Source organism: Micromonospora coerulea (genome assembly GCF_016598485.1).
GTDB lineage: Bacteria > Actinomycetota > Actinomycetes > Mycobacteriales > Micromonosporaceae > Micromonospora > Micromonospora coerulea.
In genome coordinates, this window is sequence record NZ_JAEMUW010000009.1 from 157,460 (window position 1) to 176,814 (window position 19,355).

20 protein-coding genes and 1 pseudogene are annotated in these 19,355 nt (G+C 73.7%); 10 read left to right on the forward strand and 11 right to left on the reverse strand.

Annotated elements, in window-relative coordinates:
* Positions 1-16 precede the first annotated feature (16 nt).
* The gene (locus tag I8N68_RS14345) at positions 17-478 is read right to left on the reverse strand and encodes a VOC family protein (RefSeq protein ID WP_200210452.1); all 462 of its coding nucleotides are present in this window, start codon (positions 476-478) and stop codon (positions 17-19) included.
* A complete protein-coding gene (locus I8N68_RS14350; RefSeq protein ID WP_200210453.1) occupies positions 475-1,062 on the reverse strand; it encodes a DinB family protein in 588 nt (195 codons plus the stop codon). The genes I8N68_RS14345 and I8N68_RS14350 overlap by 4 nt, the downstream gene beginning before the upstream one ends.
* A gap of 62 nt (positions 1,063-1,124) precedes the next feature.
* Here I8N68_RS14350 and I8N68_RS14355 point away from each other — a divergent pair, with 62 nt between their 5' ends.
* Complete coding sequence (locus tag I8N68_RS14355) at positions 1,125-2,123, forward strand: helix-turn-helix transcriptional regulator (protein WP_200210454.1); 999 nt, start codon at positions 1,125-1,127, stop codon at positions 2,121-2,123.
* Between the two features lie 102 nt (positions 2,124-2,225).
* Here the strand turns inward: I8N68_RS14355 and I8N68_RS14360 are convergent, their stop codons facing one another.
* Both I8N68_RS14360 and I8N68_RS14365 read right to left on the reverse strand, forming a co-directional pair.
* Positions 2,226-2,450 carry a GntR family transcriptional regulator gene (locus I8N68_RS14360; RefSeq protein WP_200210455.1) on the reverse strand — a complete coding sequence of 75 codons (225 nt, stop codon included), beginning with the start codon at positions 2,448-2,450 and terminating at the stop codon, positions 2,226-2,228.
* 401 nt (positions 2,451-2,851) lie between these two features.
* A complete protein-coding gene (locus tag I8N68_RS14365) occupies positions 2,852-3,745 on the reverse strand; it encodes an alpha/beta hydrolase family protein (RefSeq protein WP_200210456.1) in 894 nt (297 codons plus the stop codon).
* Between the two features lie 156 nt (positions 3,746-3,901).
* On the opposite strand from I8N68_RS14365, the gene I8N68_RS14370 reads away from it, so the two are divergent.
* Positions 3,902-4,312 carry a VOC family protein gene (locus I8N68_RS14370; RefSeq protein ID WP_200210457.1) on the forward strand — a complete coding sequence of 137 codons (411 nt, stop codon included), beginning with the start codon at positions 3,902-3,904 and terminating at the stop codon, positions 4,310-4,312.
* Between the two features lie 155 nt (positions 4,313-4,467).
* A pseudogene (locus tag I8N68_RS14375) lies at positions 4,468-4,694 on the forward strand (AraC family transcriptional regulator); the annotation flags it as partial.
* A 167-nt stretch (positions 4,695-4,861) separates the two neighbouring features.
* On the opposite strand, the gene I8N68_RS14380 reads toward I8N68_RS14375, so the two are convergent.
* On the reverse strand, positions 4,862-5,638 hold the full coding sequence (locus I8N68_RS14380; RefSeq protein WP_234039664.1) for a DUF427 domain-containing protein: 777 nt from the start codon (positions 5,636-5,638) through the stop codon (positions 4,862-4,864).
* A gap of 175 nt (positions 5,639-5,813) precedes the next feature.
* Between I8N68_RS14380 and I8N68_RS14385 the strand changes: the two genes are divergently transcribed.
* Positions 5,814-7,097, forward strand: coding sequence for a multidrug effflux MFS transporter (locus tag I8N68_RS14385; RefSeq protein WP_234039665.1), 1,284 nt, complete (start codon positions 5,814-5,816; stop codon positions 7,095-7,097).
* Between the two features lie 65 nt (positions 7,098-7,162).
* Here I8N68_RS14385 and I8N68_RS14390 read toward each other — a convergent pair whose 3' ends face one another.
* Positions 7,163-7,915, reverse strand: a complete 753-nt coding sequence (locus I8N68_RS14390; protein ID WP_200210458.1) for a L,D-transpeptidase family protein — start codon at positions 7,913-7,915, stop codon at positions 7,163-7,165.
* A gap of 130 nt (positions 7,916-8,045) precedes the next feature.
* Here I8N68_RS14390 and I8N68_RS14395 point away from each other — a divergent pair, with 130 nt between their 5' ends.
* Positions 8,046-8,975, forward strand: coding sequence for a diacylglycerol/lipid kinase family protein (locus tag I8N68_RS14395; RefSeq protein ID WP_200210459.1), 930 nt, complete (start codon positions 8,046-8,048; stop codon positions 8,973-8,975).
* 57 nt (positions 8,976-9,032) lie between these two features.
* Complete coding sequence (locus I8N68_RS14400) at positions 9,033-10,211, forward strand: CaiB/BaiF CoA transferase family protein (protein ID WP_200210460.1); 1,179 nt, start codon at positions 9,033-9,035, stop codon at positions 10,209-10,211.
* Between the two features lie 15 nt (positions 10,212-10,226).
* Here I8N68_RS14400 and I8N68_RS14405 read toward each other — a convergent pair whose 3' ends face one another.
* The gene (locus I8N68_RS14405; protein ID WP_200210461.1) at positions 10,227-10,496 is read right to left on the reverse strand and encodes a hypothetical protein; all 270 of its coding nucleotides are present in this window, start codon (positions 10,494-10,496) and stop codon (positions 10,227-10,229) included.
* Positions 10,497-10,643: 147 nt separating this feature from the next.
* Positions 10,644-11,432: an enoyl-CoA hydratase/isomerase family protein gene (locus tag I8N68_RS14410; RefSeq protein ID WP_200210462.1), complete on the reverse strand. Its 789-nt coding sequence runs from the start codon at positions 11,430-11,432 to the stop codon at positions 10,644-10,646.
* Between the two features lie 104 nt (positions 11,433-11,536).
* Here I8N68_RS14410 and I8N68_RS14415 point away from each other — a divergent pair, with 104 nt between their 5' ends.
* The 3 genes from I8N68_RS14415 to I8N68_RS14425 all read left to right on the forward strand — a co-directional run bounded on the left by I8N68_RS14415 (position 11,537) and on the right by I8N68_RS14425 (position 14,428).
* On the forward strand, positions 11,537-12,289 hold the full coding sequence (locus tag I8N68_RS14415; protein ID WP_200210463.1) for a dienelactone hydrolase family protein: 753 nt from the start codon (positions 11,537-11,539) through the stop codon (positions 12,287-12,289).
* Positions 12,290-12,364: 75 nt separating this feature from the next.
* Positions 12,365-13,669, forward strand: a complete 1,305-nt coding sequence (locus tag I8N68_RS14420) for an FUSC family protein (RefSeq protein ID WP_200210464.1) — start codon at positions 12,365-12,367, stop codon at positions 13,667-13,669.
* A gap of 45 nt (positions 13,670-13,714) precedes the next feature.
* Positions 13,715-14,428 (forward strand): RraA family protein, encoded by a 714-nt coding sequence (locus I8N68_RS14425; protein WP_200210465.1) that lies wholly within the window; start codon positions 13,715-13,717, stop codon positions 14,426-14,428.
* Between the two features lie 4 nt (positions 14,429-14,432).
* Here the strand turns inward: I8N68_RS14425 and I8N68_RS14430 are convergent, their stop codons facing one another.
* From I8N68_RS14430 to dinB, 3 genes are all read right to left on the reverse strand, one after another.
* Positions 14,433-16,007, reverse strand: a complete 1,575-nt coding sequence (locus I8N68_RS14430) for an FMN-binding glutamate synthase family protein (protein ID WP_200210466.1) — start codon at positions 16,005-16,007, stop codon at positions 14,433-14,435.
* Positions 16,008-16,078: 71 nt separating this feature from the next.
* The gene (locus tag I8N68_RS14435) at positions 16,079-16,465 is read right to left on the reverse strand and encodes a VOC family protein (protein ID WP_234039715.1); all 387 of its coding nucleotides are present in this window, start codon (positions 16,463-16,465) and stop codon (positions 16,079-16,081) included.
* A gap of 38 nt (positions 16,466-16,503) precedes the next feature.
* Entirely contained in the window at positions 16,504-17,691 is a 1,188-nt protein-coding gene (dinB, locus tag I8N68_RS14440; RefSeq protein ID WP_200210468.1) for a DNA polymerase IV, read from the reverse strand.
* A 243-nt stretch (positions 17,692-17,934) separates the two neighbouring features.
* Here dinB and I8N68_RS14445 point away from each other — a divergent pair, with 243 nt between their 5' ends.
* Positions 17,935-19,275 carry a nicotinate phosphoribosyltransferase gene (locus I8N68_RS14445; RefSeq protein ID WP_200210469.1) on the forward strand — a complete coding sequence of 447 codons (1,341 nt, stop codon included), beginning with the start codon at positions 17,935-17,937 and terminating at the stop codon, positions 19,273-19,275.
* Positions 19,276-19,355: the final 80 nt, after the last annotated feature.

The following is a 19,355-nucleotide window of genomic DNA, read 5'->3' on the forward strand; positions in this document are numbered from 1 at the left end:
CCACAGCTGGGCTGCGTCAGTCCAGACAGAACTCGTTGCCCTCGGGGTCGGTCATCACGATGAAGCCGGCGCTCATCGGGGGAGCGGGCTCGTAACGACGTACCCGCGTCGCTCCCCGCGCGACGAGTTGGTCGCATTCGGCCTCCAGCGCCGCCATCCGCTCCTCTCCCTGCAGTCCGGGAGCCGCACGGACGTCGAGGTGGATGCGGTTCTTGGCGACCTTGTCCTCCGGCACCTGCTGGAAGAACAGCCGTGGGCCGTGCCCGTCCGGGTCCTCGATGGCCGATCTCGTGTTGCGCTGCTCCTCGGGTACGCCGACCCGCGCGAGGAAGTCGTCCCACGCGGCCAGCGGGTCGGCGCCCTCGGGCAGGTCGACTCCGGGCGGGCCGGGGTGGACGTAGCCCAGTAGGTCGCGCCAGAAGGACGACAGCGCCCGCGGGTCGTGGGCGTCGAAGGTGACCTGGATGTGGCGGCTCATCGGGTTGCTCCGTTCGTAGCGGGTCTCGTGTTCAGATGAAGGTCGCGCAGCAGGCAGACCTCGGACAGATGGTGGATCAGCTCGCGGTGGATATGTAGCACCAGATCGGCCATGGTCGCCTCGGGGTAGGGCTCCTTCGCGCCGACCGGGACCCGGAGCCCGGCCTCGCCGAGGCCGCGCACCCCGGCGAGCCAGACGTCGAGCTGGGCCCCGAGCTGGTCAAGCGCGGTGGCCGCGCTGCCGGCGTACTCCCAGGTCTCGTACGACGCCGCCGGCGCGCCGAAGTGCGCCGCGTTGCGCGCGGCGAGCACGCCGACGATGACGTGACCGAGTCGCCAGGCGATCGTGGTGAAGGGCGCGGGGACCGGCTCGGGGAAGGCGTAGTCGATCGTGAAGTCCCCGGCACCGACCTGCACGGGGGCCGTCGAGCTGCCGCGCGGCCGGACGCTCCAGGCGTCCGGCACCGGCGACCAGAAGTACTCGTCGTCGGTGAGGCCGTCGAGCCGGGCTCGGAGCTGATGGTTCCAGTGGAACTCCCACTGCTCGCGCAGCGTCCGGTTCCAGTCGAGTTCGTCTGCGTCCATGGGGCCAGCCTGACACCCCTGGCGGACAGGATCGGTCCGCTATTTCTGGCAAGGTGGGCGACATGGAGGGGGCAGGCGGTGACGTGCGGGGTACGACGGAGCGGGTGCTCACCCTGCTCGGGCTGCTGCAGCAGCGTCAGGTCTGGACCGGCCCCGAGCTCGCCGACCGGCTCGGGGTCACGCCGCGCACGGTACGGCGTGATGTCGAGCGGCTGCGCACGCTCGGCTACCCGGTGCAGGCCAGCCAGGGTGTCGGCGGCGGCTACCAGCTCGGCCCGGGGCAGAACCTGCCGCCGCTGCTTCTCGACGACGAGGAGGCGATCGCCACCGCGGTCTCGCTGCTGGCCGGCGCGGGTGGCGGGGTCGCCAGCGCCGGCGACGCCGCACTTCGGGCGCTGACCAAGCTCGACCGGGTGCTGCCCACCCGGCTGCGGCACGAGGTGCGCGCGCTCGCCGGCTCGGTGGAGTCCTTCGGTGGAGGCCGTACGCCGGTCGACCCCGAGGTGCTCATGACGCTGGCCAGAGCCTGCCGCGACGAGGTCGAGGCCGGCTTCGACTACCCGTCCGGGAGCGAGGTGCGACGGCGGCGGGTCGAGCCCTACCGCCTGGTCGCCTCCGACCGGCGCTGGTACCTCCTCGCCTACGACCTCGATCGCGACGACTGGCGCAGCTTCCGCGTCGACCGGATGGCCGATGTGTCCGCACGGACCTGGCGCTTCCGCCCGCGGGCGGCGCCCGACGCGACGACCTACGTGCAGCAGGGTGTGGCGAGTCGGGTCTACCCGCACCAGGCGCGCTTCCTCGTGCACGCGTCGGCCGACACGGTGCGCGCGCAGATTCCGGCGTCGGCGGCCGTCGTACGACCGCGCGGGAGCGAGCGCTGCGAGGTGCTCAGTGGCGCCGGCAGCCTGGACTTCGTGCTCATGCACGTGCTCCTGCTGGGACACGACTTCGAGGTACTCGACCCTCCCGAGCTCGGGAGGCGCTGTCGCGCGCTGGCGGAGAAACTGCTGTCGGCCGGTGCAATGATCTCACCGGTGCCGGACACCGAGGAGTCATGAGCCGACCACACCCTTGCGAGGCTCTGAGAGCGGCCGTTCATCCCGCTAGGCATGCGTTTTCGGCATCGCCCGCTCTCGCCGGTAGTCCGGGATGGGTGGGGCTTACGGCTTCCGCTCGGCGACGTAAGAGCCGCGAGCCGGCAGTGTCACGACCAGGCCGCGCTCCCGAAGCAGGCGGACAGCCGCCCGGACCGTCCCGCGACTGACGCCGTACTCCTGCTGTAGATGGGTCTCGCTCGGGACCGGCTGGCGGGGCTTGAGCTTCCCGTCCTCGATCTGCTTGGCGAGGAGGTCTGCGAGCTGGATGTAGAGCGCCACCGGGGACATCTCGTCACCTACCCGAACCGTTCCGGAGCCCTCGCTCCGCAGGCCGCCTCGGAGGTCCAGGCCCGCCGCACCGGCGGTCAGCACTTCTGGGCAATGGAGCCGGCGGTGGAGTACCAACGTGCCCGGCTACTCACCCTGGGGCAGCAGCACCGCCCTCGGGGTCGGGCCGAGTGATGGGGGAGGAGTTGCTGACGCGAGTCCCGTTTGCCGTCGTCCTCGCCTCGTATTGCATCGAGTTCCACGAGCGGAACCTGTGCGAGAAGTGCACCGACTCCGGATGTCCTCGGCTCGATGGCGCCGCCCTGACCCTCGACCGCTACCGTGCCGACCGGTTGGAGCGGTACCGGCTCCGTCGAGCGCAGTAAGGGATGCCCTCACCGGCATCCGGCGGCTCGGGTCGTTCATGGCGGTCCGGGGTCATCTCTCGGGCCGGGAAGCCGCCCGTCCAGCCAGGAGAGCAGGATCTGCTCGTACTGCGGGCTGACGCCGGCCAGGTCCTCGGCCTCGGTCAGGGTAGGCGCGTGGTCGCAGCCGGTCAGCCGGACGACGGTCAGCTCCGCGGCGCGGGCGGCCCGGCGCCACACCGCCAGGCTCTCCTCGATTGGCGTCCAGGCGTCGGTCTCGCCATAGCAGAGCAGCACCGGGCAGGACAGCGCTGCGAAGACCGGCTCCGGGTCGAAGTCCATGTCGGCCCAGGCACCCGGCTCGGACACCTCGCGCGGCAGGAACACCAGCGGGAACCAGGGCCGCTCGACGGCCGCGTCCAGCTCCGCCTGGGCGACCGAGCGAGGCAGGTCGCCGCGCAGGTACGCCTCGGCGGCCCGACGCAGCCGGTCCAGCTCGGCGAGGTCGGCGTCGCCGTACCCGTGGCGGCGCAGCTGCTCGGCGGTGCCGTACCGCATCTGCCGGGCGGGGCTGACCCCACTGCACCCGATGAGCACGAGGAAGTCGACCCGGTGCCGGCTGGCGGTCAGTGCCGCCGCCCAAGCCCCCTGGCTGAAACCCCACAGCCCGACCGGGACGTCGCCGACCTGCCGGCGCAGCACGTCGAGGGCCGCCGCCGCGTCGTTGGCCTGGGCAGTCAGCGGCACGTCGCGAGCGTCAACCCGGGGGCGTCGGTCGTAGCGCAGCACCGCGATGCCAGCCGGTGGCAGCAGCCGGGCCAGGTGCTCGTAGAGGAAGTACGACCGGGTGTCGGCATGGGAGCCGTGCAGCACCGCGAGGCCGCCCCGCGCCGACCCGGCTGGCAGGTCCAGGATGGCGGGAAGTTGCTGCTCGCCGACGCCCAGCTCCATGCCGGGCAGTCAACCACGGTCTGGCCGCTCCCGCCCGCCCCTCCCACGCAGCGCCGACACGGTCCCAGAGCCGCTGCCTCACGTCGGTGCATAACTTCTCTTATCCGTCAGGAACCGAGAAGCGCGGGTGACGACGCCGCGCCTAGCCTGATCGTCATGGACCTCACCATTCACACGAGCTCCCTCCCGCATGACGACCCGGACGCGTCCCTGGCTTTCTACCGCGACACCCTCGGCTTCGAGGTCCGCAGCGACGTCGGACAGGGCAAGATGCGCTGGATCACGGTCGGCCCCGTCGGCCAGCCCGGCACGTCCATCCTCCTGGCGCCCCCAGCCGCCGACCCTGGGATCACCGAGGACGAGCGCCGCACCATCGCCGAGATGATGGCCAAGGGCACCTACGGCTGGATCCTGTTGGCCACCCGGGACCTCGACGGCACTTTCGAGAAGGTGCAGGCCGCAGACGCCGAGGTCGTCCAGGAGCCGACCGAACAGCCGTACGGCATCCGCGACTGCGCCTTCCGCGATCCCGCGGGCAACCTGGTCCGCATCCAGGAGCTTCGCTGAGCCGTCCGGTCATCGATTCGGCCATGATGGCCGGCGTCGCGACCACCTGCGAAGACCGGCTCGTCGGCTCCGGCAAGCCGGTCATCGCCCATCGAGCACCGCCTACCTCGGCAGGCGACCCAGGTGCTCGCGGACATGAGGAAAGGAGTTCTCTCATGTGTCACCCCTCGTGGGGGCGCGCACGCGCCGCGGCGCAGCGCCTGAGCGACCTTGCGCGGCTGCGCCGCGTCCGCGACCGGATCGACCGGGAGTACGCGCAGCCGCTGGACGTCGAGGCGCTCGCCCGCGGCGTGAACATGTCGGCCGGCACCTCAGCCGCCAGTTCCGGCTGGCCTACGGCGAGTCGCCGTACGCGTACCTGATGACGCGGCGCATCGAGCGCGGCCAGCCGCAACCGGGCAACCGCAACGACACCTGCGCGACTACTGCCGCGCCGGCCGCACCCTAACCACCGCCGCCGGCATCGCCCACCTCCCCAACATCGCCCTCACCGGCTGAGACCGGCAGCGACAAGACGGCATCCACCCCGAGTTGCGAGACGTCACTTAGTCAGGAGAAGTGCGTTTTCGGTCGGCTCAGTCGCTCCCCGTCGACGATCAGGTCGACCTTCTCGTTGTAGAAGGTGACCAGGCCGGCGATCGGCAGGAGGGCCGCGGTGGGGAAGTCGTACGACCAGGCCAGGTCGGGGTGGACCGTGCCGTCGATGCGGACCGACCAGTAGTCGCTGGTCCGGCCCTTGTACGCGCAGGCGGTCGCCGTCGCCGACGGTACGAGGTGGCGGAAGTTCACGTCGGTCCGGTTGAGGTAGTAGCGGGTCGGCAGACCGGTTTCGAACACCAGGACGGGCGACGTCGATTCGGCCAGCACCGTTCCATCCAGTTCCACCCTGACCCGGCGGGAGGACCGCAGCGCGTCCACCCGGGCGTACGGGTTGCGGGGGTGCACGAAGATCTCCTGGTCCTCCTCGAACCAGCCGTCCAGGGCGGCCCACTCGAACCGGACGGTGTCCGTCAGCCCGGGCAGCGCGTCGGTTCCGTACCAGCGCGCGCACCCATCGCGGGAGGTCTCGCCCACCCGCAGCCCGTGCATCCGCGCGTTGCCCCGCCGTGACTCGTCGGAGCGCTGCTCGTCGACCAGGAGGTCGTGGTTCACGTCGGCGATCGGGATGTAGTACTGCGGGTAGAACGGCCATTCCCACACGTACCGCGCCCGCGTGGTGTCCAGCACCTGCTCGCCGGCGAGGAAGGCCCGGATCCGGCGGGGCACCGGTTCGACGTGGTCCACCGGGGCGATGGCCTTGGGATAGTCCGGCACCGTGTCCTCCATGCTGGGATCTGGCGGGGGCGGCCATCGGTCTAACGATCGGGGCGCTCCGGCGTTCGCCGCGGTGTGAGCTGAGGCACCTTCGACCGGGCCGCGGAATGCGATCACCCGCCAGGGATTTGGTGCCAGGTGTGACCGCTGCACATTTCTTCGCCCGGGTCCGGGCGGACCAGGCCTCATGACCGCCGCCGCCGAGCTGACCGAGACGCCCACATTGCCCCCGCTCTCCGGTGACCTGATGAGCCGCCGGCAACGGCTGCGACTCGTCCTCGTGCTCGGTTCGCTGATCGCGATCGGGCCGCTGACCATCGACATGTACCTGCCCGCGCTCCCGTCCATCGCCGCCGACCTGCACACGACGTCGGCGGCCGTCCAGCTGACCCTGACCGGCACCCTGGCCGGCCTCGCCCTCGGCCAGTTGCTGATCGGCCCGCTGTCCGACGCGGTCGGGCGGCGGGTACCGCTGCTCGCCGGCACCGGGTTGCACATCCTGGCGTCGGTACTCTGCGCGATCGCGCCGAGCATCGAGGCGGTCGGCGCGCTGCGAGTGCTCCAGGGGCTGGGCGCCGCCGCCACCTCGGTGGTGGCGGTGGCCGTCGTGCGCGACCTGTTCAGCGGCGCCGCCTTCGCCAAGCTCTTCTCGCGCCTGATGCTGGTGATGGGGGTGGCGCCGATCCTGGCCCCCACCCTGGGCAGCGGGCTGCTCCGCTGGTCGGACTGGCGCGGGGTGTTCGTGGCCCTCGCGATCTTCGGCGTGCTGCTGGCCACGGTGGCGGCGTTCGGGCTCGCCGAGACCCTGCCACCCGAGCGGCGGCGGCGCGGTGGCGTGGCCGCCACCGTCCGGGACTACGGGTCGCTGCTGCGCGACCGCACGTTCGTCGGTCTCGTGCTGGTCGCCGGGCTGGCCATGGCGGCGCTCTTCGCGTACGTCGCCGGGTCGTCGTTCGTCTTCCAGGGGCAGTACGGGCTCGACGAGCAGCAGTTCGGGGCGGCCTTCGGCGCGGGCGCGATCGGCCTGATCGCCGCCACCCAGCTGAACGTGCGGCTGCTGCGCCGGTACTCGCCGCAGCGGATCCTCGTCACCGCGCTGGGCGTGGGCACCGCCGCCGGACTCGCCCTGCTCGCCTTCGCCACCACCGGCGTCGGCGGCCTCGCCAGCATCCTGGCGACGCTGTGGGTGGTGCTCGCGGCGGCCGGGCTGGCCCTGCCGAACGCGCCCGCCCTGGCGCTGTCCCGGCACGGGGAGGCGGCGGGCACCGCCGCGGCCCTGCTCGGCGCGGTGCAGTTCGGGGTCGGGGCGCTGGCCGCGCCGCTGGTGGGCGTGCTCGGCACCGGCAGCGTGGCGATGGCCGTGGTGGTGGCCGGCGGCATGGTGGCGGCGATGGCCGTCCTGCTCGCGGTCGTCCGGCCCGCGCGGCTGCCCGAGGTCGAGCCGGCCGTGGTGGCCGTGGCCGCGCACTGACCGGTATCGGTGCGGAACCGACGGCGGCCCCCGGGGTGAACCCGGGGGCCGCCGCGTTGCCGGCGTCAGCGGTAGATGTGCACCGGAGTGCCGATGCCGATGATCGACCACAACCGGTTCATGGCCGGTACGGTGACCCGGACGCAGCCGTGGCTGGCCGGGTAGGTCGGCACGGAGGTGGCGCCGTGCACGGCGTAGCCGTAGTAGAAGTAGTTCGGCCGCCAGAGCAGGCCGAGTGAGCTCTGCCGCCAGCCGTCGATGCGGCGCTGGATCTTGAAGTTGCCGGTGGGCGTCGGGGTGCTGGCCTTCCCGCTCGAGGCGTCCAGGATGCGCACGACCGATCCCGCGCGCGCCAGGTACACCACCTGCTTCGCCAGATTCGTCTCGACGGAGTAGCCCGAGTGGTAGTACTTCGGCTTCGGAATCAGCGGTCGGTCGAGGGCGCCCCAGGTGATCGGCCCGACGATCCCGTCCCGGACCAGGTTGTTCACCTTCTGGAAGGCGACGACTCCGTGGTAGGTCGACGGCCCGAAGATCCCGTCGATGGGGCCCACGTCGTAGTGCAGCGCGGCGAGCCGGCGTTGAAGGGTGGTCACCGCCGTGCCGCGCGAGCCCTGCCGCAGCACAGGCCGAGTCGTCGCGGCGAGGGTGCGGACGGCGGCCGGAGCCGTCCTGAGCTCTGCCGTGGTGCGGACGTCAGCCGACGCTGAACCGGCGGGGATGGCCAGAGTGCCGGTGGCCACCAGGATGGCCACCCCGAGCGTGGTGCGTGATCGACGGTGACGGCGCTGGGTGGTGCGCCTGATGAAGGAAATCATCGTCCCTCCTTTCCGAACTGCCAGGATTTGACGGTAGTCCGTCGAGACAAGGGACAACATTCCACGTATCGGCCATCTATGCGGTCGCTTTCGGTCAGCGGTACGGCTTTCGGCGATAGGGTCGGGCGCTATGCGGAGCAAGCCGGAGCTGGGCGCGGTCATCCGGCGGGAACGGCGGGCGGCGCTGGTGGTCAACGCCCACTCCCGCCGGGGCCGCCGGCTCTACGAGGGTGCCCGGTCGCGGCTGATCGCGGCCGGCTTCACGCTGCTCGCCGCGGACCCGGTCGACCGGCCCGGCGAGCTCGAACAGCGCCTCGCCGCGGCCGCCGACCTCGGGCCGGACCTCCTGGTCGCCGGCGGGGGCGACGGCACCATCGGTACCGCCGCGCGGCTGCTCGCCCACCGCGACATCGCGCTCGGCGTGCTGCCGCTGGGCACCACCAACAACTTCGCCCGGACGCTGGGCATCCCGCTCGACCTGGCCGCCGCCATCGCCGTTCTGGCCGACGGCAAGGTGATCGACGTCGACCTCGGGCTGGTGGGCAACCGGCGGTTCACCAACCACGTCGGCATCGGCCTGTCCGCCGACATCATGCGCACGGCGCCGCCGCGGCTCAAACGGGCCGCCGGCCGGCTCGCGTACCCGGCCACCGCCCTGGCGCTGCTGACCCGGCACCGGCCGCTGCGCGCCACCGTGCGGGCCGAGGGGAGGGAGCGCGAGTTCGTCACCCACCAGCTGTACGTGGCCAACGGTGGCTTCCACGCCGGCCGGCCCATCACCGCCGACGCGAACGCCGACGACCGGCTGCTGGTCGCGTACCCGGTGGGCGGCCCGACGCGCGGCGGGTTGCTGCGCGACACGGCCCGCCACGCGGCGACCGGGCGCCGGCGCACGCTGCGCGACGAGCCGTTCCTCGCCGTCGGGCAGCTGTGGCTGGAGACCGATCCGCCGGCGCGCGTCGAGGTCGACGGGGAGCTGTACGGCGAGACCCCGATCCGGATCGGCCTGGACCCCAACGCACTGCGCGTGATGGCGCCCGCGGACAGCCCGGACCGCTAGTGTCCACGCTCGGGCTCGGGCGGATGATCTCCCTTGCCAAAGCGGGGAGGAGGCCGGATGACCGGGTCGCTGGACGGGGTGCTCGTCGCCGACTTCAGCCGGGTGCTCGCCGGGCCGTACGCCACCATGCTGCTGGCGGACCTCGGCGCCGACGTGGTCAAGGTGGAGCGGCCCGGCGCGGGTGACGACACCCGGGCCTGGGGTCCGCCGTACGACGATGCCGGCACCGCCACCTACTTCCTGTCCGTCAACCGGAACAAGCGGTCGGTGGCGCTGGACCTGACCGATCCGGGCGACCTGAGCGTCGCGCGCGAACTGGCGTACCGGGCGGACGTGGTCGTGCAGAACTTCCGCCCGGGCACGATGGAGCGCTACGGCCTGGGCCACGCCGACGTCGCCGCCGCCAACCCGCGCGCCGTCTACTGCTCGATCAGCGGCTTCGGTTCCGGTGCCGGCGCCGACCGGCCCGGCTATGACCTGCTCGTCCAGGCCGTCGGCGGGCTGATGAGCGTCACCGGGGCCCGCCCGGGCGAGCCGGTCAAGGTCGGGGTGGCCCTGGTCGACGTGATCACCGGGCTGCACGCCACGGTGGGCATCCTGGCGGCGCTGCGCCACCGAGAGGCCACCGGCGCCGGTCAGCACGTCGAGGTCAACCTGCTCTCGTCCCTGCTGTCCGCGCTGGTCAACCAGGCATCCGGGTACGTCACCGCCGGCGTGGTCCCGGGCATCCTGGGCAACGCCCACCCCAGCATCGTGCCGTACGAGTTGCTGCCCACCGCGGACCGGCCGCTCGCGGTGGCGGTCGGCACCGATGCGCAGTTCCGTGCGCTGTGCCGCGCGCTCGGCGTCCCGGCCCTCGCCGAGGACCCGCGCTACGCCGGCAACGCCGACCGGGTGCGCCACCGCGACGCGCTCATCACCACGCTGTCCGAGCGGACGGCGCTGCGGTCCGCCGACGACCTGGCCGCGGCGCTCGGTGGTGTCGGCGTGCCGTGCGGGCCGGTCAACGATCTCGCCGGCGCCTTCGGCCTCGCCAGCGAGCTGGGGCTGGCCCCGGTGGTGGACGTCGATGGGCCGGACCGGGCACAACCGGCCCGGCAGGTCGCCAATCCCATCACTCTCTCCGTCACGCCGGCCAACTACCACCGGCCGCCACCCGGGCTCGGCGCGCACACCGCCGAGGTGCGCGCCTGGCTCGCCGCCCGGCGGACCGATCCGGACGCGCGGGACGGCTGAGGCGGACCCGGCCGCTCAGTCCCGGCGGTCCTCGTCGGGGATCGGGATGTCCTGGCGCTGTTCGAGGGCGTCGGCCTGGCCGGCGTCGGCGGGCAGCGAGGTGGCCGGGTCGCCGGTCGGCAGCAGGACGCCCTGCTCCGCCAGGTCCGCCTCGGACGCCTCCGGCACGGCGTCGGAGACCGTGTCCGCCGGTCCGACGACGGTCTCGTCCTGCTGCTGCTCCAGCGCGTCGGCTTCCGGCGGTCGGCGGAGCGGATCAGCCTGCTCGTCCCAGTTGGCGGTCATCACGGCCTCCCGCGGGTGTTCCTCGGTCTCGTGGGCGAACCCCGTGCGTACCCACCGACGCCCGGGCTACGCGGCGAACCGGGGACGGCGCGGCCGGCCGTGGCGGGACCGACCGGCGGGTACGCCGGTGTGCGGCCCCCCGGCCGGTCAGCGGCCGGTGAAGGTCGCCCGGCCCGGGCCCTCGTCGAGGAAGGAACGCACGGCGGCGCGCAGGTCCTCGGTCCGGTACAGGTCGGCGGCGATCCGGGTGACGTGCCGGTTCGCCTCGGGCACGCCACCCGCGGCGAAGTGTTCGAGCACCGTCTTCGTGGCGGCGTGGGCGCGCGTCGGGCCGGCGGCGAGCTGCGCCCCGAACGTTCGCGCGGCCTCGTCGAAGCCCTCGTTCGGCAGGACCCGGTTGACCACGTTCCACCGCTCCAGCGTGGCGGCGGGATAGCGCTCGCCGGTCATCACGAACTCCTTCGCCCGACCGACCCCGGCCCGGGCGGCGAGTCGCTGGGTACCGCCCATGGTGGGGGTCAACCCGACCACCTTCTCCACCAGACCGAAGCTCGCCCGCTCGGCCGCGAGGATGATGTCGCAGGCGACCGCCACCTCGAACGCCCAGGTCAGGCAGAGCGCGTGGGCGGCGAAGACGGTGGGGAATGGCAGCGCCGCGATCCGGTCCGGCAGCGTGAGCATCCGATCGAACAGGGACTTCGCCGCCTCCGGTGACTGCTGCGCGGCGAACAGGCCGACGTCGACACCGGCGCTGACCACCCTGCCGTCGAACCGGATCAGCAGGGCCCGGGTGTCGGCCGGCAACCGGTCCAGCGCCGCGTCGAGCTGGTCGTGCAGGTCGAGGGTGTACAGATTGAGCGGCCCGGCGTCGACGGTCAGCACAGCCAGCCCGGCGGGCTGGCTGTCCAGGCGGGTCAGAACTGCGGCTTCAGTCACCGCTGCACCCTAACGGCGGCCGGCTTCGCCGGACCTCCGCCCTGCGGGCGGACCGGCGGCGCGGCGGGTAGCGTGCACGGCGGGACGATCAAGGAGGTTCCAGGGTGGAGACGACGACCGTGGACGTGCCGACCAGCGACGGTGTCGCGGACGCCTGTCTCGCCCGGCCCGACGGGGACGGGCCGTTCCCCGCGGTGCTGGTCTTCATGGACGCGTTCGGGCTGCGGCCCCGGCTGGCCGAGATGGCCGAGCGGATCGCCGCCGAGGGCTACCTGGTGCTGGTGCCCAACCTGTTCCACCGGGCCGGCAGAGCCCCGTTGTTCGACCTCGCCGGTCTCGACGACCCGGAGCGGCGCGGCGCCCTGTTCGGCCAGCTCATGCCGCTGATCGGGGCGCTGACCCCCGAGGTGGTCGCCCGGGACGCCGAGGCGTACCTCGATTTCCTCGCCGCCCGCGACGACGTCGTGCCGGGCCCCGTCGCGATCACCGGGTACTGCATGGGCGGCACCAACGCGCTGCGCGCCATGGCAGCCCACCCGGACCGGATCGCGGCGCTGGCCAGCTTCCACGCCGGGCGGGTCGTCACCGACGCCCCGGACAGCCCGCACCTGGGCGTCGGGTCGATCACCGGGGAGGTCTACTTCGCCCACGCCGACAACGACCAGTCGATGACCGCCGAGCAGATCGCCACCCTGGAGAAGGCCCTCGAGGCCGCCGGGGTCACCTACCGCTCCGAGCTCTACGCGGGCGCCCACCACGGCTTCACCATGTCCGACACCGCCACATACGACGAGCGGGCCACCGAGCGACACTGGAGCGCCCTGTTCGACCTGCTCGGCCGCACGCTCCGCCGCTGACCGCCTCCGTCCGGCCGCCAGGCGGAGGACCCGAACGGGGACGATTCACCCGCCTCTGGTCGGGTAACCGCCGCCATGGCCGACGATCGCCCCGCCGCCGACACCGTCCGGTCGCCGCTGGACGCGGTCACCGCGCGGGGCACCCGGGCGGTCGCCCGGGCCCGGCGGGAGAGCGGTCAGGCCGGCCGGGTCCGGTTGCGTCAGCTGGAGGTCACCTTGGTGATCGCCGTGCAGTCCGGGCTGGCCGCCGCCCTGGCGGCCCTGCTCGCGCAGAGGACGCTAGGTCCGGGCGCGCACGTCTTCGCCCCGGCCGCCGCGGTCGGCACGATCGCGACCGCCATCGGGCAGCGGGCCCGCCGGACCTTCGAGCTGCTCGCCGGGGTGGGGCTCGGCATCGTGATCGGGGACGTGCTGCGCTTCCTGCTCGGCCCCGGGCCGTGGCAGACCGGCCTGATCGTCGCGCTGGCGATCGCGACCGCGCTGCTGGTCGCCGGCCGGGGCGGCGCCCTGGTCGGCCAGGCAGGCGGTACCGCCGTCCTGATCGCCACGCTCGCTCCGGTCCAGCCCGGGCTGGAGGTACCCCGGATCTTCGACGCCCTGGTCGGCGCCCTGGTCGGCATCCTCGTGGTGACCCTGCTGCTGCCGATCAATCCGTTGCGGGTGCTGCACCGGGCGGCGGCGCCGGTCTTCGCCGCCCTCACCGGGCAACTGGACGCGGTGGGGCGGGCGCTCACCGCGCGGGACGCCGACGCGGCGATCCGGGCCCTGGAGCAGCTCCGCGGGGTGGACCCCGACGTCACGCGGCTCAACGAGGCGCTCAGCGGCGCCGAGGAGGTGGTCACCCTGGCACCGGCGCGCTGGCATCGCCGGGCGCAGTACCGGCGGTACGCCCGCGGCGCGGCTCACCTCGAACTACTGCTCCTGTACGCCCGCGCCCTGGCCCGCGGGTCGGCGACCGCCCTGCAGTACGACGAGCCGATCCCACCGTCGCTGCCCGCCGCCGTCACCCGGCTCGCCGAGGCGGTACGGCAGCTGCAACGGGACTGCCGCACGGGCGCCGACTGGGAGCGCACCCGGCAACTCACCCGGGAGAGCGCCGACCTGGCCGGACGGGCCTGGGCGGAAGGGGTGCGCTCGTTCGGGGACGCGCTGATCACCGACCTGCGCACGGCCGACAGCGAGCTGCTCCGAGCGACCGGGTGTGACCCGGACGACGCGAACCGGATGGTGCGGCGGGCGGCCGGTGCGGGTCAGGCCGCAGTCCGCCCGCCGCCGCATGGCCACATGCACCGGGCGGGACGGCACACCGGTACGGCGCGGGCCCGGCGGCGTCGACGGTCGCGCCGGCAGGCCAGCGACCGGCACAGTCCACGAGTGTGAAACTGGCTCGCCCCCGGATCCGGGCGGACTGGCTACGGTCGGGCCATGAGCCTCGACCCGTCGCAGCTGCGCCACCGGTTCCGCGCCCTGACCACCGCCCACCTGGCGGACGCCTGCCTGCGGGCGGCCATTCCGGTGCGATGCGCGCCCACCGCCGTGCGGCCCGTCCTGCCCGGCGGGCGGCTGGCCGGCCGGGTCGCGCCCGCCCGGCACGCCGGCAGCGTCGACGTGTTCCTGGAGGCGATCGACCGGGCGGCCCCCGGCGACGTGCTCGTCGTCGACAACGCCGGCCGCACCGACGAGAGCTGCGTCGGCGACCTGGTGGTGCTGGAGGCCCAGGCCGCCGGGCTGGCCGGCGTCGTGGTCTGGGGCCTGCACCGGGACACCGCCGACATCCGCGCGGTCGGGCTGCCGGTGTTCAGCCTCGGTGCGGTCCCGACCGGCCCGCAGCGCCTGGACGCCCGGCCGCCAGCGGCGTTGACCTCGGCGGGGGTGGGCGAGTGGACGGTGAGCGCCGACGACGTCGTCCTGGGCGACGACGACGGGATGCTCTTCCTGCCGGCGGAACGGGTCGGCGACCTGTGCGCCCTCGCCGAGACGATCCGGGACACCGAGCGGCGGCAGGCCGACCGGATCCGGGAAGGCGTGCCGCTGCGCGACCAGGTGCGCTTCGCCGCCTACCTGGCCGGGCGGGCCGAGGATCCGGCGCTGACCTTCCGCGCGCACCTGCGCGCGGTCGGCGGCGCGATCGAGGAGTGACGGGTCAGCGCACGGCGGTGGCCGATGGCGGGGCGCTGCCACCCCGCGGCGCCTCGACGGTCATCAGCCGGACGATCTCCGCCCGGTCGGCCGCCGACGGCAGCCCCCACCCGGGCCGGTACCCGTACACCTCGCGCAGCGGGGTGGAGGCGGTCCGGCCGTCCAGGATCTCCACCGCGTCGGTGTCGATCAGGCCGGGGTGTTCCACCCCGCACGCCTCCGCGACCTTGACCAGGTCCCGCCGCAGCGTACGCAGGTAGTTGGCCGCTCGGACGGACTTCAGGGCCGGGTCCAGCCCGCGGGCCAGCCACGGGTTCTGCGTGGCGACCCCGGTCGGGCAGGTGTCGGTGTGGCACTTCTGCGCCTGGATGCAGCCGATCGCCAGCATCGCCTCCCGGCCGACGTTGACCAGGTCGCAGCCGAGCGCGAACGCGACGACGGCGTTGTCCGGCAGGCCCAGCTTGCCGCCGCCGACGAAGACCGTCCGCTCGTGCAGGTCCCGCTCGGCGAAGGTCCGGTAGACCCGCGCGAAGCCCTGCTGGAACGGCAGCGACACCGAGTCGGTGAAGATCAGCGGCGCTGCGCCGGTACCGCCCTCGCCGCCGTCGATCGTCACGAAGTCGACGCCCCGGCCGGTGTCCCGCATCAGCGTGGTCAGCTCGGTCCAGAAGCCCAGGTCGCCGACGGCGGACTTGATGCCGACGGGCAGCCCGGTCTCGGCCGCCAGCAGCTCCACCCAGTCCAGCAGGCTGTCGCAGTCGGAGAACTCCGCGTGCCGGGACGGGCTGACGCAGTCCTGACCCCGCGGGACGCCCCGGGTGGCGGCGATCTCCGCGGACACCTTCGCCCCGGGCAGCAGCCCGCCGAGGCTCGGCTTCGCTCCCTGGCTCAGCTTGATCTCCAACGCCCGTACCGGCGCGCCAGCCACCAGGTCCTTCAGCCGCTCCAGGCTGAACCGGCCCCGCTCGTCCCGGCAGCCGAAGTACGCGGTGCCGAGCTGGAACACCAGGTCGCCCCCGTTGCGGTGGTACGGCGACAGCCCGCCCTCACCGGTGTTCTGCAGGCAGCCGGCCAGCGCGGCCCCCCGGTTCAGCGCCTCCACCGCCCGGCCGGAGAGCGAGCCGAAGCTCATCCCGGAGATGTTGACCACCGAGGCCGGCCGGAACGCCTTCGTCCGGCCCCGCGGACCGCCGAGCACCTTCGCGCACGGCAGTTCCACCTCGTGTCCAGCCGTCGGCGACGACGGCGGCACCGTCCGGCCGAAGGTCCGGTGCTTGATGATCGGGTACCCGGGCGTGTACTCGATGTCGTTGTCCGTGCCGAAGCCGAAGTAGTTGTTCTCCTTCTTCGCCGAGGCGTAGATCCACCGCCGCTGGTCGCGGGTGAATGGCCGCTCCTCGTTGTTGCCGGCCACGATGTACTGCCGCAGCTCCGGCCCGATCGCCTCCAGCAGGTAGCGGGCGCGCCCGATGACCGGGAAGTTGCGCCGCAGCGCGTGGTCGCGCTGCAGCAGGTCGCGGGCGGCGAGGGCCGCGACGGCGGCGGAGACGACGGGTACGGCGCGGCGGGCCCAGTTCATGCCCGCCTCTCTCCCCGGCGGCGTCGCCGGTCAAACTCCGCCGAGGCGGGCCGCGAACGCGCCGTACGTCTTCAGCCCGGCAGGTGCTGGACGAGCTGGATCGGGTTGCCGTCCGGGTCGGCGGTCCAGGCGATCAGCAGCCGGCCGAGCCAGGTGTGCGGGTCGGCCAGGGCGGGCGCGCCGTCCGCGGTGACCTTCCGGTACGCGGCGGCCGTGTCGTCGGTCCACAGGACGACCGCCGCCCGCTGGCCGGACGGAACAGGATCGAGGCCGTGGTCGTCCCGGGTCGAGGAGACCGAGGCGATGCCGATCCGGTAGCCGTCGAGGGTGAGGTCGACGTGGATCGGCTCGCCCTCGGTGGGCACCCGGAACGTCTCGGTGAAGCCGAGGCCCGCGTAGAAGGCGGCGGCCCGGCTGACGTCCTCGCTGAACAGGATGACCTGGGGGGTGCGGAACATCGACACGGGGGCACCGTACAACCGCCCCGGGCGGTGCGTCAGTCCGGCAGCCGGGGCATCTCCAGGCCCGGGTCCCGGCCGAGCAGCACCGCCCGGGTCAGCGCCGCCGACCCGAACCGATCCCGGACCGCGTCCATCGCGGCGTCCAGGTCGGCCCCCGGGTCGCGCGCGAACGGCAGCGGCGGCTGCTCGTGCCCCTCGTCGAGGTTGCCGACGGACACCCCGATCAGGGTGACGCCCCGCGTCTGGAGCTCCGGCAGCGCCGTACGCAGCAGCGCCCGGGCGGCCGCCAGCAGCGGTGCGGTCTGCGCGGTCGGTTTGACCAGGGAGTGCGAGCGGGTCGCCCGGGTGTAGTCGGCGAACCGCAGCCGCAGCATCACCGTGCGGCCGGTCCGGTCGGCGGCCCGCATCCGCCGGGTCACCCGGTCGACCAGCCCGGCCAGGATGGCGTCCAGGTCATCGGGGGAGTGCGGTTCCCGGCCCAGCGCGTGCTGCGCGCCCATCGACGACCGGCGGCGGCCGACCTGGACCGGTCGGGGGTCCCGGTTGTGCGCCAGGGCGTGCAGGTGCCGGCCGGCGCCCGCGCCGAGCAGCGACACCAGGGTCGCCTCGCCCAGCCGGGCGACCTGCCCGACGGTCAGGATGCGCCGCTCGCGCAGCTTCGCCGCGGTCACCGGCCCGACGCCCCACAGCCGCTCCACCGTCAGCGGGTGCAGGAACGCCAGCTCGCGGTCCGGTGCGACGACCAGCAGCCCGTCCGGCTTGGCGACGCCACTGGCCACCTTCGCCAGGAACTTCGTCCGGGCCACCCCCACGGTGATCGGGAGGCCGACCCGCTCCCGGACCGCACGGCGCAGCCGGGCGGCGATGTCGGCGGGCGGGCCGGCCAGCCGGCGCAGCCCGCCCACGTCGAGGAACGCCTCGTCGATGGAGAGCCCCTCGACCAGCGGAGTGGTCTGCCGGAAGATCTCGAACACCGCCCGGCTCGCCGCGGTGTACGCGGCCATCCGCGGTGGCACCACGATCGCATCCGGGCAGAGCCGGTGGGCCTGCCGCCCACCCATCGCGCTGCGTACCCCGCGTGCCTTCGCCTCGTAGCTGCACGCCAGCACCACACCACCGCCGACGATCACCGGCCGGCCGCGCAGCCGTGGGTCGTCCCGCTGCTCCACCGACGCGTAGAACGCGTCCAGGTCGGCGTGCAGGATGGTGGCGTCGCTCGACACGAACACATGTTCGCACGGCGGGCGCGCGGTGCGTCGCTGACCTGCCGGAACAGTGACCACCGGGCCGGCGTGGCCGGGCGGGCCGGGCGGGCCCGTCCGGGGTCGGGGACCGGGGCAGGCGTCGGCCGCGATCCCGACGACGATGGTCCATTTCCCGCACGCGCCGCCACCGGATCGCCCACAGTGGGAGCGTGAACCGGACAAGTCCGGCAGCGGATGCCGTCCGGCACGGGTGGAGGTGGCATGAGCGGGTTGCGTACCGACCTGTACGAGCTGCGGATGGCGGCCAGCTACCTGCGCCGCGACATGGTGGCGCCTGCCACGTTCAGCCTGTTCGTCCGGCGCCTGCCGCCCCGGCGGGGCTTCCTGGTGGCCGCCGGGCTCGCCGAGGCACTGGCGTTCCTGGAAGGCTTCGCGTTCGACGACGACGAGCTGGGCTACCTGCGCGACGTCGTCGGGCTCGACCAGCCGACCCTGGCGGCGCTCGCCGGGCTGCGGTTCACCGGGGACGTCCGGGCCGTGCCGGAGGGCCGCGTGGTCTTCGCCGACGAGCCACTGGTCGAGGTGACCGCCCCGATCGCCGAGGCGCAGCTGGTGGAGACAGCCGTGCTCAACCTGCTCACCTTCCACACCACGGTGGCCAGCAAGGCCGCCCGCTGCCGGCTCGCCGCCGGGGACGCGGAGCTGGTCGACTTCGCCTTCCGCCGGACGCACGGGCTCGAGGCCGGGGCGGGGGTGGCACGGGCGTCGGCCATCGCCGGCTTCGGCGCCACCAGCGACGTCGAGGCCGCCCGACGCTACGGCCTCACCCCGTCCGGGACGATGGCCCACTCGTACGTCGAGGCGTTCCCCGACGAGCGGGCCGCGTTCCGCGCGTTCGCCGCCGACTTCCCCACGAACCCGGTGTTCCTCGTGGACACCTACGACACGCCCGCCGGCGTGCGGGCCGCCGTCGACGTCATCACCGAGCTGGGGCTGACCGGGCCGGTCGGCGTCCGGCTCGACTCGGGCGATCTCGCCGCGCTGGCGAAGCGGACCCGCGCGATCCTCGACGACGCCGGGCTCACCCAGGCGACGATCGTGGCCAGCGGCAGCCTCGACGAGGACGTGATCGCGGCCCTCGTCGCGCAGGGCGCACCGATCAACGCCTACGGCGTCGGTACCCGGATGGGCGTCTCCTTCGACGCCCCGTCCCTCGACAGCGCGTACAAGCTCGTCGCCTTCGGCGACCGACCGGTGCTCAAGCTGTCGCCCGGCAAGGCCACCCTGCCCGGCCCCAAGCAGGTCTTCCGGGACCCCGCCGGGACCAGCGGCGACGTGGTGGGGCTGCGCGACGAGCCGGCACCGGCGGGCCGCGAGCCGTTGCTCGTGCCGGTCATGCGCGGCGGGCGGCTCCTCGAGGCCGTCGACCCGGCCGGTGCGGTGCGCGCCGCGCGTCGCCGGTTCGACGCGGACCTCGCCTGGCTGCCCGAGGCGGCGCGCCGGCTGGCCGACCCGACCCCGCTCACCGCCACGGTCAGCCCGGGACTCGCCGAGCTGCGTGACCGGTTGACCGCGCGGATCGGGCGCGGCAGCGCGTACTGACCACGCGTGGCCCGATCCGCACCGCCGGCACAGCCGCACCGTGGCGAGCTCCCGGCATCCCGGGCCAGGCCGTAGGTTGA